This is a genomic window from Halanaerobium congolense, assembly GCF_004366375.1.
GTDB classification, from domain to species: Bacteria; Bacillota; Halanaerobiia; order Halanaerobiales; family Halanaerobiaceae; genus Halanaerobium; species Halanaerobium congolense.
Window position 1 is genome coordinate 1 of sequence record NZ_SOEF01000032.1, and the last position, 15,135, is coordinate 15,135.

16 protein-coding genes are annotated in these 15,135 nt (G+C 33.2%); all 16 read left to right on the forward strand.

Translation table 11 applies throughout. The features are described 5' to 3' along the window. Positions 1–212 precede the first annotated feature (212 nt). The 16 genes from C7954_RS10595 to C7954_RS10670 all read left to right on the forward strand — a co-directional run bounded on the left by C7954_RS10595 (position 213) and on the right by C7954_RS10670 (position 15,078). On the forward strand, positions 213–2,720 hold the full coding sequence (locus C7954_RS10595; protein ID WP_134059967.1) for a CoA-disulfide reductase: 2,508 nt from the start codon (positions 213–215) through the stop codon (positions 2,718–2,720). A 171-nt stretch (positions 2,721–2,891) separates the two neighbouring features. Further along, on the forward strand, positions 2,892–3,215 hold the full coding sequence (locus tag C7954_RS10600) for an SHOCT domain-containing protein (protein ID WP_133960319.1): 324 nt from the start codon (positions 2,892–2,894) through the stop codon (positions 3,213–3,215). Between the two features lie 211 nt (positions 3,216–3,426). Then, the gene (locus C7954_RS10605; RefSeq protein WP_208320690.1) at positions 3,427–5,373 is read left to right on the forward strand and encodes a copper-translocating P-type ATPase; all 1,947 of its coding nucleotides are present in this window, start codon (positions 3,427–3,429) and stop codon (positions 5,371–5,373) included. A 336-nt stretch (positions 5,374–5,709) separates the two neighbouring features. Continuing rightward, positions 5,710–5,949: an SHOCT domain-containing protein gene (locus tag C7954_RS10610; protein ID WP_073158400.1), complete on the forward strand. Its 240-nt coding sequence runs from the start codon at positions 5,710–5,712 to the stop codon at positions 5,947–5,949. 80 nt (positions 5,950–6,029) lie between these two features. After that, on the forward strand, positions 6,030–6,734 hold the full coding sequence (locus C7954_RS10615; protein ID WP_110301068.1) for a PspA/IM30 family protein: 705 nt from the start codon (positions 6,030–6,032) through the stop codon (positions 6,732–6,734). Between the two features lie 2 nt (positions 6,735–6,736). Further along, a complete protein-coding gene (locus tag C7954_RS10620; protein WP_073158395.1) occupies positions 6,737–7,375 on the forward strand; it encodes a hypothetical protein in 639 nt (212 codons plus the stop codon). A gap of 13 nt (positions 7,376–7,388) precedes the next feature. Further along, positions 7,389–8,183 carry a hypothetical protein gene (locus C7954_RS10625; RefSeq protein ID WP_114489561.1) on the forward strand — a complete coding sequence of 265 codons (795 nt, stop codon included), beginning with the start codon at positions 7,389–7,391 and terminating at the stop codon, positions 8,181–8,183. 47 nt (positions 8,184–8,230) lie between these two features. Then, positions 8,231–8,458, forward strand: a complete 228-nt coding sequence (locus C7954_RS10630) for an SHOCT domain-containing protein (protein WP_073158389.1) — start codon at positions 8,231–8,233, stop codon at positions 8,456–8,458. A 291-nt stretch (positions 8,459–8,749) separates the two neighbouring features. Continuing rightward, the gene (locus C7954_RS10635; RefSeq protein WP_134059971.1) at positions 8,750–10,102 is read left to right on the forward strand and encodes a cytochrome D1 domain-containing protein; all 1,353 of its coding nucleotides are present in this window, start codon (positions 8,750–8,752) and stop codon (positions 10,100–10,102) included. Between the two features lie 97 nt (positions 10,103–10,199). Continuing rightward, on the forward strand, positions 10,200–10,418 hold the full coding sequence (locus C7954_RS10640) for a DUF2933 domain-containing protein (RefSeq protein ID WP_166667716.1): 219 nt from the start codon (positions 10,200–10,202) through the stop codon (positions 10,416–10,418). Positions 10,419–10,749: 331 nt separating this feature from the next. Beyond that, the gene (locus C7954_RS10645) at positions 10,750–11,598 is read left to right on the forward strand and encodes an Mrp/NBP35 family ATP-binding protein (protein WP_134059975.1); all 849 of its coding nucleotides are present in this window, start codon (positions 10,750–10,752) and stop codon (positions 11,596–11,598) included. 196 nt (positions 11,599–11,794) lie between these two features. Beyond that, positions 11,795–12,610, forward strand: a complete 816-nt coding sequence (gene larE, locus C7954_RS10650; RefSeq protein WP_110301069.1) for an ATP-dependent sacrificial sulfur transferase LarE — start codon at positions 11,795–11,797, stop codon at positions 12,608–12,610. A gap of 49 nt (positions 12,611–12,659) precedes the next feature. Next, on the forward strand, positions 12,660–13,676 hold the full coding sequence (locus C7954_RS10655; RefSeq protein ID WP_081374549.1) for a peptidoglycan DD-metalloendopeptidase family protein: 1,017 nt from the start codon (positions 12,660–12,662) through the stop codon (positions 13,674–13,676). A 227-nt stretch (positions 13,677–13,903) separates the two neighbouring features. Then, complete coding sequence (locus tag C7954_RS10660) at positions 13,904–14,047, forward strand: YHS domain-containing protein (protein ID WP_073158369.1); 144 nt, start codon at positions 13,904–13,906, stop codon at positions 14,045–14,047. 195 nt (positions 14,048–14,242) lie between these two features. Then, a complete protein-coding gene (locus C7954_RS10665) occupies positions 14,243–14,527 on the forward strand; it encodes a metal-sensitive transcriptional regulator (RefSeq protein WP_073158366.1) in 285 nt (94 codons plus the stop codon). 98 nt (positions 14,528–14,625) lie between these two features. Then, on the forward strand, positions 14,626–15,078 hold the full coding sequence (locus C7954_RS10670) for a SoxR reducing system RseC family protein (RefSeq protein WP_073158364.1): 453 nt from the start codon (positions 14,626–14,628) through the stop codon (positions 15,076–15,078). Positions 15,079–15,135 lie beyond the last annotated feature (57 nt).

Here is a 15,135-nt window from a genome sequence, read left to right on the forward strand (position 1 = left end):
TATACCAGAAACGGGGGTTTCATGCTATTTTTTTGCTAAATAATATTGAAATTTCAAGGTGCAAAAGCACTTTTACAAGTGCGAAGTTTGAGTTATTAATAAATAAGCTATGGATATAATAAAGGTGCTTGTAGATTTTGAAGCAAATAAATAATTTAGACCTATTTATTAAAATTATTTAGAATAAAAATGAAACAATTAGGGGGAAAATAATGCAAAAAAAAGTAGTTATAGTCGGTGGAGTTGCAGGAGGAGCAAGTACTGCAGCTCGTTTGCGAAGAATGGATGAAGATATTGAAATAATAATGATGGAAAAAGGAAAACATATCTCTTTTGCCAACTGTGGTTTACCTTATCATATTGGGGAAGTAATAAAGGAAAGAGATAAGTTATTAGTTCAGACTCCACAATCTATGGAAGAGAGATTTGATATTGATGTTAGAATTCAACATGAAGCTCTCAAAATTAATCGTGAGGCAAAGCTAGTTGAAGTTAAAGACTTAAAAAGTGGTGAAGTATATAAAGAAAGGTATGATAAACTAGTTTTATCTCCAGGTGCAGAACCAATTAAACCACCACTTCCAGGTCTTGATTTAGAGGAAGTCTTTACCCTGAGAAATATTCCTGATACAGATAAAATTAAAAATTTTGTAGATAAAAATAAGCCGAACCGCGCTGTAGTAGTAGGTGGAGGTTTTATTGGTTTGGAAATGGCCGAGAACCTTCATGAAAGAGGAATAGAAGTTTCGGTTGTTGAAATGATGGATCAATTAATGGGTTCACTTGATTATGAAATGGCTGCAATGCTTCATAATCATCTTAGAACTAAGGGGATTGATCTGCATTTAGGAGATGGTATAACTGGTATTGAAGAAGCTGCAGGCAGAAAGGTAGTTAAATTACAGAGTGGTAGAACAATTAAAACTGACCTTGTCATTTTATCTATTGGAGTTAATCCACGGACTGAGCTGGCAGAAGATGCTGGACTTGAAATTGGAAGTAGTAAGGGAATTAAAGTAAATGAATATTTACAGACTTCAGATCCCAGTATTTATGCTATTGGTGATGCTATTGAAGTTAAAGACTTAGTGACAGAAAAACCTGTTAGAATTCCTCTTGCTGGTCCCGCCAATAAACAGGGGAGAATAGCTGCTGATAATATATGTGGGAGGAAAGAGACATATAAGGGAACTCAGGGAACTTCAATTGCCAAAGCTTTTGATTTAACAACTGCTTCCACAGGTGCTTCGGAAAAAAGACTTAAAGACTTAAAATGGGATTATCAGGTTGTTCATACAAATTCCAATAATCATGCAGGTTATTATCCGGGGGCAGTACCGATGATGATCAAATTAATTTTTGCTCCTGATGACGGTAAAGTACTGGGAGCTCAAATTGCAGGTTATGAGGGAGTTGATAAAAGAATTGATGTTCTGGCTACAGCTGTAAGACAGGAAATGAATATTTATGACCTTCAGGAATTAGAACTTGCTTATGCACCACCCTTTGGTTCAGCTAAAGATCCTGTAAATATGGTTGGTTTTGCTGCAGGGAACCTCTTAAATGGAATAGTAGAAACAGCTTACTGGCAGGAATTAGAAAATATAGATCCAGATCAGACGGTGCTTCTGGATATTCGAGAAAAAGTAGAAACTCAGCTGGGAAGTATTGATAATTCAGTTAATATCCCTTTAAACAATTTGCGAGATAATTTAGATCAACTTGATCCTGAAAAAGAATATATAGTTTACTGTGCTATCGGCTTAAGAGGTTATATAGCCGCCAGGATTTTAACTCAAAATGGTTTTAATAAAGTCCGCAATTTAAGTGGTGGCTATAAACTTTATAAAGCTGTTAAAGATGATCAGGAACAGGTTATTGAAGATCCAGCTGAAGCAGGTTATAATTCTGCTGAGAGTCCAGAAGAAGCCAATCTGGCTGCTAAAGATATGCTAAAACACGTTAAAGGTACAGTTGTAGAACTTAATGCCTGTGGACTGCAGTGTCCAGGACCTATTATGCAGGTTTATAAAAAGATGGAGACAATGGAAAATGGGGATATGCTTGAGGTAACAGCAACTGATCCCGGTTTTATGCAGGACATTAAAGCCTGGGCCAAAAATACTGGGAATACAGTTTTAAGGATAGAAGAACTTGCTGATAAGATTGAGGTTACTCTTTTAAAAGGACAGTCTGTTGAAGCTCAGCAGGAAAGAGAAACAGTTCGTAATAAAGTTTCTCAACCAGTTCAAAAAGGAAAAACAATGGTTGTCTTTAGTGGTGAACTTGATAAAGCAATAGCATCATTTATTATTGCTAATGGGGCAGCTGCTATGGGTAATCAGGTAACCTTATTCTTTACTTTCTGGGGTTTAAATATTTTAAGAAAAGATGGTCCTGTTAATGCTGATAAGAACATGATGGAAAAAATGTTTGAAAAAATGATGCCTCAGGGTAGCAAAAATCTCCCCCTTTCAAATATGAATATGATGGGAATTGGGCCTAAAATGATCAGAGGAATTATGGACAAAAAAGGTGTTGATTCTTTAGAAGAATTGATAGAAAATGCTGTGGAAAATGGAGTTAGACTTGTCGCCTGCCAGATGACAATGGATATGCTGGGAATTAAAAAGAAAGAATTAATTTCTGGAGTTGAAGTTGGGGGAGTTGCAACTTTCTTAGGTTCAGCAGATGAATCTAATATGAGTTTATTTATCTAAAATATCTAGTAAAGTTAAATAATTAATTCAATGAGATAAGACAATTTGATTTGAATAAATCAAAAACCCCGGATAAAGATTTACTGACTTTTATCCGGGAGTGCTGTTTAGATTTTATAACATTTGTCAAAGGTACAATATTAAATTTAGAATAACTCAAGGAGGAATATTATGATTAATTTTGCTCATGGTAATGGCTGGGGCTCCAATGGCTTTGGTCATATGGATGGTTTTGGACACATGAACGGTTTTGGAGGCGGTATTTTTGGCTGGATAATGATTCTCTTATTTGCTGCGCTTGTTATAACCGGAATAGTTTATTTAATTAAAAATATGAAAAATGATTCTGATAATAGCAGGAAAAATAATAATTATCGGCAAATAAAGAATAATTACCAAAAAGAAGATTCCGCTGTTAATATTGCCAGAGAACGTTATGCTAAAGGAGAAATTAGCAAAGAAGAATTGGATAAAATATTGAATGACTTGAAATAAAAATAGCAGATATTTTTGAGACTATCCCTGCCTCTATTTAGGGATAGTTTTTAGTTCTTGTTAAATAAAAACTGATATTTAATAATGAAGTAAAATCAAAGCTGATAGAATTAATGTAATGCTCCGGCAGCAGGAAAAAAAGTTGAAAAAAAATTATCAAATTGATATAATTTTACAAAGAGAACATAATAAGATAATAGGAGTGATAATAATGGAACATCATGATGGTCATCAAAAAATGTTAAACGACTTTAAAAAGCGCTTTAAAATTTCACTGGTTCTAACTATACCCATTTTGATTCTTTCTCCAATGCTCCAGGGGTTTTTTAACTACAGTTTTGATTTTCCTGGAAGTATATATGTTTTATTTTTGCTTTCTACAATTATATTTTTCTACGGAGGCTGGCCTTTTTTAAGTGGTTTAAAAGACGAACTTTCAGATAAAAATCCGGGTATGATGACTTTAATTGCTCTTGCTATCTCTGTTGCCTATTTTTATAGTACTGCTGTTGTATTTGGACTTGAGGGTAGATTCTTTTTCTGGGAACTGGCAACTTTAATTGTGATTATGTTACTCGGACACTGGATAGAAATGAGATCGGTTATGGGTGCTTCCCGGGCTTTAGAAGAACTGGCCAAATTGATGCCCGATACAGCTCATAAGCTGGTTGATGGTGAGGTTAAGGACACTCCAATTAAAGAACTTCAAAAAGAAGATAAAGTGCTAATTAAACCCGGTGAAAAAATTCCGGCAGATGGAATTATCTTCGAAGGTAATAGTTATATTAACGAGTCAATGCTGACCGGAGAATCTGAACCGGTAAAAAAAGAAATTGATGATGAGGTTATTGGTGGTTCAGTAAATGGTGATAGTTCAATTAAAATAAAGATTGAAAAGGCCGGTGAAGATAGTTATCTATCACAGGTTATTAATATGGTTAAAGAATCACAGGCAGCCAAATCAAAAACCCAGGGCTTTGCCGACAGAGCTGCTTTCTGGCTGACACTAATCGCAATTACTGCCGGAGTAACTACTTTTGGGGTCTGGTATGGGATTAGCGGTGACCTTGCTTTTGCTATTGAAAGAATGGCGACTGTAATGGTTATTACCTGTCCCCATGCTCTTGGTCTTGCCATTCCACTGGTAGTTGCGGTTTCTACAACTTTATCTGCCAAAAATGGTCTTTTGATTAGAAATAGAACAGCTTTTGAGAATGCACGCAAAATAGATACAGTTTTATTTGATAAAACAGGAACCCTGACTAAAGGAGAATTTGGGGTGCAGGATATAGAGATTTTTGCGGCTGATTATGATAGAGAAAAAGTCCTGAAAATAGCTTCAGCACTGGAGCAGGAATCAGAACATCCAATAGCGGCCGGAATTGTGGCTAAGGCAGAAGAGGAAAATCTAAAGATAGATAGTGTTCAGGATTTTGAGATAATGAAAGGAAAAGGAGTTAAAGCGAGACTTGATGGTCAGGAAATGTTTGTAGTTTCACCCGGTTATCTTGAAGAAAATAATTTAGAAATACCGGATTCTGCTTTAAAAGAAGGTCCATTTACAGAGGTCTTTTTAGTAATTAAAGATCAGGTTATTGGTATGCTTAGACTGGCCGATAAGATTAGAGAAAGTTCCTATGAGGCAGTTCAAGAACTTAAAGATAAAGGTATTAAAGTTAAAATGCTGACCGGTGATAATCAAAAAACAGCTGCCTATGTCAGCAAAGAATTGGGCTTAACTGACTACTTTGCCGAAATTCTACCTGACGAGAAAGAAAAGAAGGTTAGAGAACTGCAGAATGAGGGAGCTTTTGTAGCAATGACAGGTGATGGAGTCAATGATGCTCCAGCTCTTGCCAGAGCAGATATCGGAATTGCAATCGGTTCCGGTACAGATGTAGCAGCCGAAACTGCTGATATTATTCTGGTAGAAAGTGATCCCAAAGATGTTGTCCAGCTTGTTAACTTCGGGAGTTTAACCTTTAAAAAGATGATCCAGAATCTTTTCTGGGCTACAGGTTATAATGCCTTTGCTATTCCTCTGGCTGCCGGAGTTCTCGCAGGTTATGGAATTATGATTTCCCCTGCTGTAGGTGCAGTACTAATGTCGATGAGTACAGTAATTGTAGCAATCAATGCTAAGATGTTAAAGTTTTAAGATAATAAGCAAAGTAAAACAATGATTATGGTTTATAAAATTTAATAAAGTCATAAAGCAAAATTAAATAATAAATGATACTGAATAGTTTTTTTCTAGGGGGCTTTCTATTTCAAAGTAGAAAGCTCTTTTTTTTGACAAAATTAATCCTGAGTGTTATACTTTACTTATGGTACCCGATAGGGGTATAATGTATTTATAAAATCTAGTTGTGCTAAGATTAATAATGATGGTAACTCATAGTTTAAAGCTAAAATTCATAATCTCTTCACATTTAATTGTTATTATATAATTACGGGTTGAGGGTATAAAGCATTTAAAAAAGGAGTGAAAACTATGATGAGATTTGGTTTAGGAATGATGGGAGGAGGGTTTTCCTTGATTTTTTGGATAATAATCATTATTGCTGTAATATATTATTTTAACAATGGAAATATCAACAGTTCTGGTTCAGGGTATAACAGAAATAACTCTAATTATCAGGTAAATCAGGCTGAAGCAATTGCTAAAGAGCGTTATGCTAAAGGCGAAATAACTAAAAAAGAATTAGATGATATTAGAAATGATTTAAGATAGATCTTGAAACATTAAAATAACAAATTAGTAAAAAGTATGACTTTATTATAACTGATCTTTAATCTGGGAGGAGTTATTAAATGAAAATATTTAAAAGAATGAAGAAAGTATTTGAGGCAAAGATGAGTAAATTTGTGGATGAGGTTGAGGATCCAGAAGAACTCTTGGATATATCTCTGCAGGAGATGAAAGAACATTTACAACAGGTACAGAAGTCATTATTGGAGCTAACTACAATCAAAAAGGGTCTGGAAAAAGACTTAGATGATGTTAAAGATAAGGTAGAACTTGCCCAGGAGCAGGCGCAGACAGCTATGGATATAGAAAAAGAAGAACTGGCGCGTGCTGCTCTAGAGAAAAAGGCGGATTTAAATGATAAAAAAACTATTTTGAAAACTAAAATAGAGAAAATAGAGAATAAAATTGAAGTTATTAAATCCAATAAAAAAACATTAGCTGAACAAATTAAAAAGCTGGAAACAAAAAGAGAAGAGTTAACTTTTATAAATAAATCTGCCGATGCTCAGCTGGAAGTAAAAGAGATTATTACCGGGGCCAGCAGTGATATTACTGATTTAAATGAACAGATCAAAAGAGCTGAAGAAAAGATACAGAAGAAGGAAGCTAAGCTTTCTGCTATAGATGAGTTAGTCGCTAATGGTGAGTTAATAAATGATTTTAATTCAGAGGATGATATTGAAAAGTCTCTTAATCAAATAGAACGTGATTCAAAAATTGAAGAAGAACTTGCCAATCTAAGATCTAAAAAGATGGGAGATGCATAATAATGGGATGTGGTGGATTCCATGAACTTTTTCGGGTCTATGACAGCAGAAATACAGGATATAATGACAGGCGGCCGGATGACACTCAGGAAAAGATTTCCCTAATAAAAAGATTATATGCTGAAGGCAGGATTGGTAAAGACAGATATTATTCCCTTAAAGATAGGGCTTATGATGGAAATCTTTCCTTTGAGCAGTTGATGGATATTAAAGAATCGAGTCGTGATAACAGAGAAAATAGTTCACAGGATAGTGGACTAAAAGAAGATAAGCCAAAAGATAAAAACAAAAATGTCAATAAATATAAAGAAAAAATTAAAGAATTAAAAAGCAGTAAAGAAAAAGTTGATAGTATAAGATCAAAGATTGAGGAACGCCTGAGCGAATTATATCAGGAAAAAGAAAAAACAGAGTCAATGGCTGAATCCATGGTATCTTCCAGTGAGGAAGCTGCCAGAGAATATATAGGAAAAAAGATAGACCTTGAAGAAAATATTCAGGTATTGAAAAAGAGAGAAAAAGAATTAGAAAAACAGATTGATGAGATTGACAAAACAATGAAGATAATAGATACAAAAATGCTTGATTATGAAGCTGTAAAATTACAGGAAGAATTAGAAAATATTAAAAAAGATATTTAGGGAGGAATTTATTATGTTTAAAAATAAAATATTTATTGTCTTAATAGCATTATTGTTGGTGGCTGGTATTTACTCAGCCGTGGGAGCACATTCAGGTTCGTCTAATAATAACATGATGGGTAATGGTTATAATGGTCAGATGAATGGTTTCAATAATTATCCAGACAACAACCAGGGTAATTATGGCATGATGGGTCCTAATGGCATGATGGGAATGATGGGCAGAGGTATGGGTTATGGTGGAATGATGAGAGGTTATGGACAAGGAATTAATAGAAATATTGATTACAGTCTTTCAGCATTAGGAATGACAGAAGAAGAAGTTAAAGATTTAGCTGTTGAACTTGTTGATAGACAGTTTGGCTCAGATTATCAGATTAGTGATATTTTCATTTTTAACGATTCACCATATTATATTTCAGTTGTAGAAAAAGATAGTGATCAGGGAGTCTTCGAATTATTGTTTGATCCTTATAGAAAGGTGATTTACCCAGAATATGGACCAAATATGATGTGGAATACAGAAAATGGAATGTCTTATATGATGGGCTGGAGTGCACCAGTAGAAGAGAATATGATGCCACGTCAAGAAGTTCTGGAAAACGCAGAGAAATTTGCTCAGGCAAATGATTTTATGATAGAAGATGAAGGACATCAGTTCCCGGGTTATTATACATTCCATACAGCAGACACTAATGATAATACAACCGGTATGCTGAGTGTTAATTCTTATACAGGTCAGGTTTGGTATCATAACTGGCATGGAGATTTAGCTGAAGTTATTAGTGTCAAAGAACATCAAGAATAAAAAAACATTTAATAATTAAGGATAAATATAGAAAGGGGTTTTAATAAATGGGATATTGTTTTGGTTTGAATGGATATGGTTCTGGTTTATTAGGTAGTTATTGGTGGATAATGCCTTTATTATTCTGGGGCCTTATTATAACAGGTGTTGTGTTCTTTATAAGATCACAAAAAAACCGTAGTAGCCGAGAAGCTTTAAGTATTTTAGAGCACGAGTATGCTTTAGGAAATATTACAAGAGAAGAGTTTAAAACTCGCAAAAAAGACTTACAATGATCTTAAATAAATATTTGATACAGATATTATCTGAAAAGACCTTTTCTAGTAATGATATGGTCTTTTCTTTGATTTATTTTGGAAGCTATTCTGTATTATAAAGAAAAGTGGATAAATAAAATATAAGTTAAAAAACTTGACTCAAATTTAAAATAATGCTAATATATACATACCCACTACACGTATAAGGTAATATATAAAAACTAAGTTGTTTACAATTTAAATTAATAGGTCAGGTTACATGTTTGTAAGGTTAAAGAATAATACATTTCTAAAAAGAAGGGTGAAAAAATGAAAAATTTAAAATTTACACAAATAATGACTTTTGGTTTTATTTTACTGGTTCTATTTATTTCTTCAATAAGCGTTTCTGCAAATTCTGATGACTGGACAAGAACCTCCAGTGCAGAAGGGGTGAGTTTAGAAATTAAATTTGCTAATTTCGGTGAAATGAATTCTGAAGAACTGTTGTTTGAAGTTTATTTGTCTACTCACAGTGGTAATTTATTAGATAATAATTTTGAAGAATTAATTACTGTTAGAAATGGTCAGGATTATTTAAATAACGAAAATATAGATTGGGAGTGGGAAAGAGAGTCCAGCCACCATCCAATTGGATTAATTAAAATCAAGAATACTACAATAGATGGACAGAAATTTTTTTCTGATAAAACAAAGTATCTTGAACTAGAGATTAGTGGCATTCGAGAAGCGAGTCATAGATTTAGATGGAATATTAACCAGAACAAAAAATTGCTTGGTTATATACCTAATGCAGCCAGTGGTACGGTTTCAGTTATAGATATTGGTGCTGAAAAGGTTATAAATACAATTAAGGTAGGAGAAGAGGCCTCTCACGGTATTGAAATTACTCCAGATGGAAGATTTTTATATACTGGGGATTTTCAAAATGGATTAATTAAGATATTTGATCTAAGTTCAAATAAATTGGTCAAGACATTAGAAGTTAAAAGTACAGCTCACGGAATAGATATGAGTCCAGATGGTAAATATATTCTTGTTGCTTCTGGTTCGGAGAGTGAAGTGGCAGTGATAGATACTGCTAAACAGGAAATAATTAAAGTGATTGAAGAAGGCATAGGTGACAGCCCCAGTCATATAGACTTTGATCCTGCAGGGAAATATGCTATCTTAACAAACCTGGAATCCGATGATGTGTCTGTTATTTCAATACCTAATTTTGAAGTAACAGTAAAAATTCCGGTGGGAGATGGTCCAAATGAAGGTAGAGTGGCTCCTGATGGTAGATATGCCTACACTGCAAACTGGGAATCAAACAGTGTTTCGGTAATTGACTTAAATAAGTTTGTTGTTGTGGATGAAATAAAAGTTGGTGAAGGAACCCATGGTGTAATTGTTTCTCCTGACAGTAAAAAGATTTGGACTGCAAACAGAAAGACAAATAATGTTGCAATTATTGATGCAGAAACACGTCAGATTGAACGTTATATAGCTGCAGGTCAATATGCAAATCATCTGGAGTTTACTCCTGATGGAAAAAAAGTAGTGGTTACTAATGCCCGAGATAACGAGGCAATACTTATTGACACAGAAACATATGAGGTAATCAGTCGAATTCAGCTTGGAGAAGAACCACATGAGATTAGTTTTCTAATAAAATAATGATTTGTTTTTTATAATTTTTTATATTAATTAATGAACAGCTTTTCTTTAATATAAGGGGAGCTGTTCATAATATTTTATACTGGAGAGGATTATGATGCCGAAAAACAGGAATGGTCATAAGGGACATTTTTGGATGATGTTAATATGTTTTGCAGTTATGATTGGTGGTGTTTACTTTATTGGAAGAGGTGGAATAGGAAACTGGGGAATTTTATTCTTTTTATTATGTCCTTTGATGCATGTTTTTATGATGAAAGGGATGGGGCATGGAGATCATAAAAAAGAAGATGATGATGAACAACGTGATCATTAAGAATATATTATAAGATAATAGTGCCTGCTGAAAAAGAGAGCAGAAAAATTTTCATTCTTAAATATACCTGATAGGGGTAATGGGTAAAAAATATTAAAAACTGACAAAGGAAGTTTCATATTCGCGAAAATTTCTTGACAAAAAATAAAGCAAATGATATGTTTAATATAAATACTATATACCCGTACAGGGTAAAGTAAAATAACTTTAATTTTACTTTTGAAAATGCAGATATAGTGATTGCTTGGAAATAAAATAGATATTCTAAATAATAAGTTTGATTCAATAGAATAAAAGTTAATAATTTCAAAAAGAAGGGTGGTAAAATTATATGTATAAGGTAGAAGATGGAATAATTAAATTAGAAAATGGTAGTATAAATGAAGGTTTAATTGCAATTGCCAGTGGCAAGGGTGGTGTTGGCAAATCAACAGTTACTGTCAACCTGGCAATTTCTCTGGCTAAGGCTGGCAAAAAAGTTGGTATTCTGGATGCAGATATTCATGGGTTTAGCATTCCTAGAATTATTGGATTGAAAGATGAAGCTAAAACTAAAGATAATAAGACAATAATTCCTCCAAAATCATTTAATATTAAGGTTATTTCAATGGGTTCATTTGTAGATGAGAGAAATCCCGTAGTCTGGAGAGCACCACTTCTTTCAGGTGCATTACAACAGTTTATGCAGGATGTAGAATGGGGAGAGTTAGATTATTTACTGCTTGACCTTCCTCCGGGTACTGGAGATATGGCTTTAGATATAATGCAAAATCTTCCTCATGCTGAAGTACTGGTAGTAACCACTCCCCAGCCAACAGCTGTCCACGTTGCTGGAAGAATTGGAAAAGCAGCAGAAAAGTTAGATGTTGATGTACTGGGTGTTATAGAGAATATGTCATATTTCCGCTGTGATGACTGTGGACATAAGGAATATATATTTGGACAGGGTGGTGGAAAAGATTTAGCTAAAGAACTGAATACGGATTTATTAGGCCAACTTCCTCTTGATCCAATTGCCAGACAGGCCAGTGATGATGGATTACCCATTGTCGAAGCTAAAAAGGAATTAGAAATTAGTAAGGTTTATAAAAAAATCTCAGAAACAATTACTTCTAAAAAACCTGAATTTGACCCCAATAAAAAACCAATTTCCCTACAAAATGGTCCTGCCTGTCACTAAATATAACAAAATGTAATTATAAATGGGTTATTTAGCGTCTTTGGCATTGTTCCTGAAAGTAATAGGGTTATGCTGGTGAATTTCTTAATCTAAAAAGGATTTAATAGTTGAGTTAAGCAGGAATTATTTAATTTTAAAATTAATCAAATGTTATGTTTGGCTCTATTTGTAAATTAATAATTGGGGGTTACTAAAAATGAAAAATATAGAGAATAAAAGTTTAAAATTAAAAAAAATACTAAGAGAACTGAAATCGGTTGCTATTGCATTTTCTGGAGGAGTGGACAGCACTTTTTTATTAAAGGTAGCTATAGATGTTCTGGGAGATGATAATGTACTTGCGGTAACATCCTGTGCAGAAACCTATCCTTCGGAAGAAGAAAAGGAAGCAGAAAAACTTGCGCGTAATATGGGTGCTAAACATCATCTAATCCACACAACAGAATTAGATAATGAAAACTTTGTAAAAAATGATCAAAAAAGATGTTATTACTGTAAAAAAGAACTTTTTTCAGAAGTTATAAAGATTGCTGAGGAAAAGGGATATAATTGTGTTCTGGATGGCTCAAATTATGATGACTATCTTCATGATTATCGTCCCGGCATGCAGGCAGCCAGAGAAATGGAAGTAAAAAGCCCACTCAAAGAAGCGGAAATGACAAAAGATGATATCAGAGCTTTATCTAAAGAATATGATTTACCGACCTGGAATAAGCCGGCTTTTGCCTGTCTGTCTTCTCGTTTCCCTTATGGTGATGAAATAACTGTTGATAAATTAGAAATGGTAGATCAGGCAGAAAGATATATGCGGAACCTGGAAATTAGTCAATTTAGAGTCAGACATCACGATCAAAACACAGCTAGGATTGAAGTAATGCCTGAGAAACTTCCCCTGCTGATAGAAAAAAGAGAAAAAATAGTTAATAAATTTAAAGATATTGGTTATACTTATATCACCATTGATTTAGAAGGCTACAGAAGCGGTAGCATGAATGAGGTTTTGAATAAATAATATTTACACATGACATTTTATTTCTGGTCATTTTTGATGGAGGTTTTCAGTGATTAAAAAAATTAATATTACATTCATATTTATTATAATTATACTTTTATTTACAATGAATATTTTTGCCAGTGTAGAATTTGGTGATAAGAGTACTCAGGTTAAAGAGATTCAGCAGATGCTGAATAATTTGGGATACGATGTTTCAATTGACGGTATATACGGTTATCGTACAAAAGAGAACATTAAAGATTTTCAAAGAAGTAATGGATTGACAGCTGACGGGATTGTTGGAGATAAAACATTTAACTTTCTGATTGAAAGAACTAAAGATATTGAATATGTGGTAAAAAAAGGAGATTCATTATCTGAATTAGCTGTAAAATTCAATTCTACTTTAGCTATTATTAGAGAGAAAAATCAATTAAGCTCAAATAAAATTATTGCAGGCAGGACTATTTTGATACCCAAATCGGGTATGGGTGATGGTCGTATAGAAAATGTATATAAAAAAATTGATCATAAAATTCAGGCAGGAGATGCTTTATCTATTCTGGCTAAAAAATATGGCAGCAGTGTTCAGGCCATAAAAAGGGCTAATAATTTACGTGATAATCAAATTCTTGTCGGACAGACATTAACTGTGCCACATTTAAGTAAAGGAGTGGATCGGGTATTTGCATTAAATATCAATTCTTTAATTTGGCCGGTTAAGGGCAGAATTTCCTCTCCGTATGGCAATCGGATTCATCCAATAACAGGTAAGAGACAATTTCACGGTGGAATAGATATAGCAGTTCCCACTGGTACTCAGATCAGAGCGGCAGCTGATGGTAAAGTGATAAAGAGTGGCTGGGTAAATGGATTTGGTTATACCATAGTAATTGATCATGGGAAAAGAGTTAGAACATTATACGGACATAATACTCGTTTATTAGTGAAATCAGGATCTGTAGTAAAAAAAGAAGATAGAATAGCTTTATCTGGGAGTACTGGTGAAAGTACAGGACCACATCTTGATTTTAGAATATATTTAAATGGTGAAACAGTTAGTCCACTTAATTATCTACCATAAGTTAAATAATTAAAGTGTATATAATTTTAGCGATCTGTAGGTAGAAAAAGAATAAAACAAATTTTTTTACTTTCAAATATACCTAATAGGGGTAAAGGGTAATATAATATTATTTTCTGCAGAGAATTAATTTTTGAAAAAGTTGACAAAAACACACGGGTATGATATATTTTAATCAAGAGATACCAAATAGGGGTATAGGGTACCATTAAAAGGAGGTGAATATTATGGCTAAAGATCCTGTATGTGGAATGGATATCGAAGCTGATCAGGCAGCTGCATCATATGAATATAAAGGAAAAACATATTATTTTTGTGCTGAAGGATGCAAAAATAAATTCGCTGAAGATCCCGAGAAGTTTCTAAATTAATCTAAACATTTAAATTTTAGTTATCAATGCAACGGATGTATCATCTCTGTACAAATAAAGACAGGAATGATACATCCAAATTCCTACAAATTATTAATTGTTTACAAATAAATTGTTAAACCCATTTACTATGATAGTTTTTGATAGAATCCCATAAAATAGCTAATATATCTAATCAAAAGGGAGGAAAAATAATTGAGTTCACTTTGTCAGGATGAAAAAAAAGATTTAATAGTTAGATTGCGAAGAATAGAAGGACAGGTTAGAGGTTTACAGAGAATGATAGAGGAAGATCAATATTGTGTTGATGTTTTAACACAAGTTGTAGCTGTTAGAGGTGCTTTAAAAAAAGTAGGACTTAATGTTTTAGATAATCACACTCATGGTTGTGTTCAAAAAGTGATAAAGTGTGAAAATGAAGAAGATAACCAGATTGTAATAGATGAATTAATGGGTGTTTTGGCAAAATTTGCTGATTAATATAATAACAAATCTTAATACTTTTAGTTTCTAAAATAAATTAATTTTTAGATTTTTATTTCTTAAAGGAAAAACCTTTCAAAGGTAGGGTGAGATAAATGGAAGAACAGGGTAAAGTAGTTGAAAATAGTGGGAGAATAGCCAGAGTTCTGATTACTCGTCATTCTGCCTGTAGTAAATGTGATAAAACATGTCCATTATCTGAGCAGGATAGTCATGATCAGGATCAAATAATTATGGAAGTTGAAAATGAAATTGGAGCTGTTAAAGGAGAACAAGTAAAGCTTGAAATGGAAAAGAAAAATCTTGTATTTGCCTCACTAATTATATATATTATACCAATTATTAATATGATTGCTGGCTATTTTTTAGGTGACTGGATGGCAACTAAAGCTAATATTTTATCTGGAGAAGGTTTTGGAATATTAAGTTCAATATTATTTTTAGAATTTTCATTTATCATAATCAGATTGATAGATACAAAATTTAAAAATAATAAAAATTTTGAACCGGTTATTACTCAGATAATAAGAAACAATAAATATATTTGAGGAAATGAGTTATTAGAGTAACGTTAATATACCATATACAGGTATATAAAAAATATG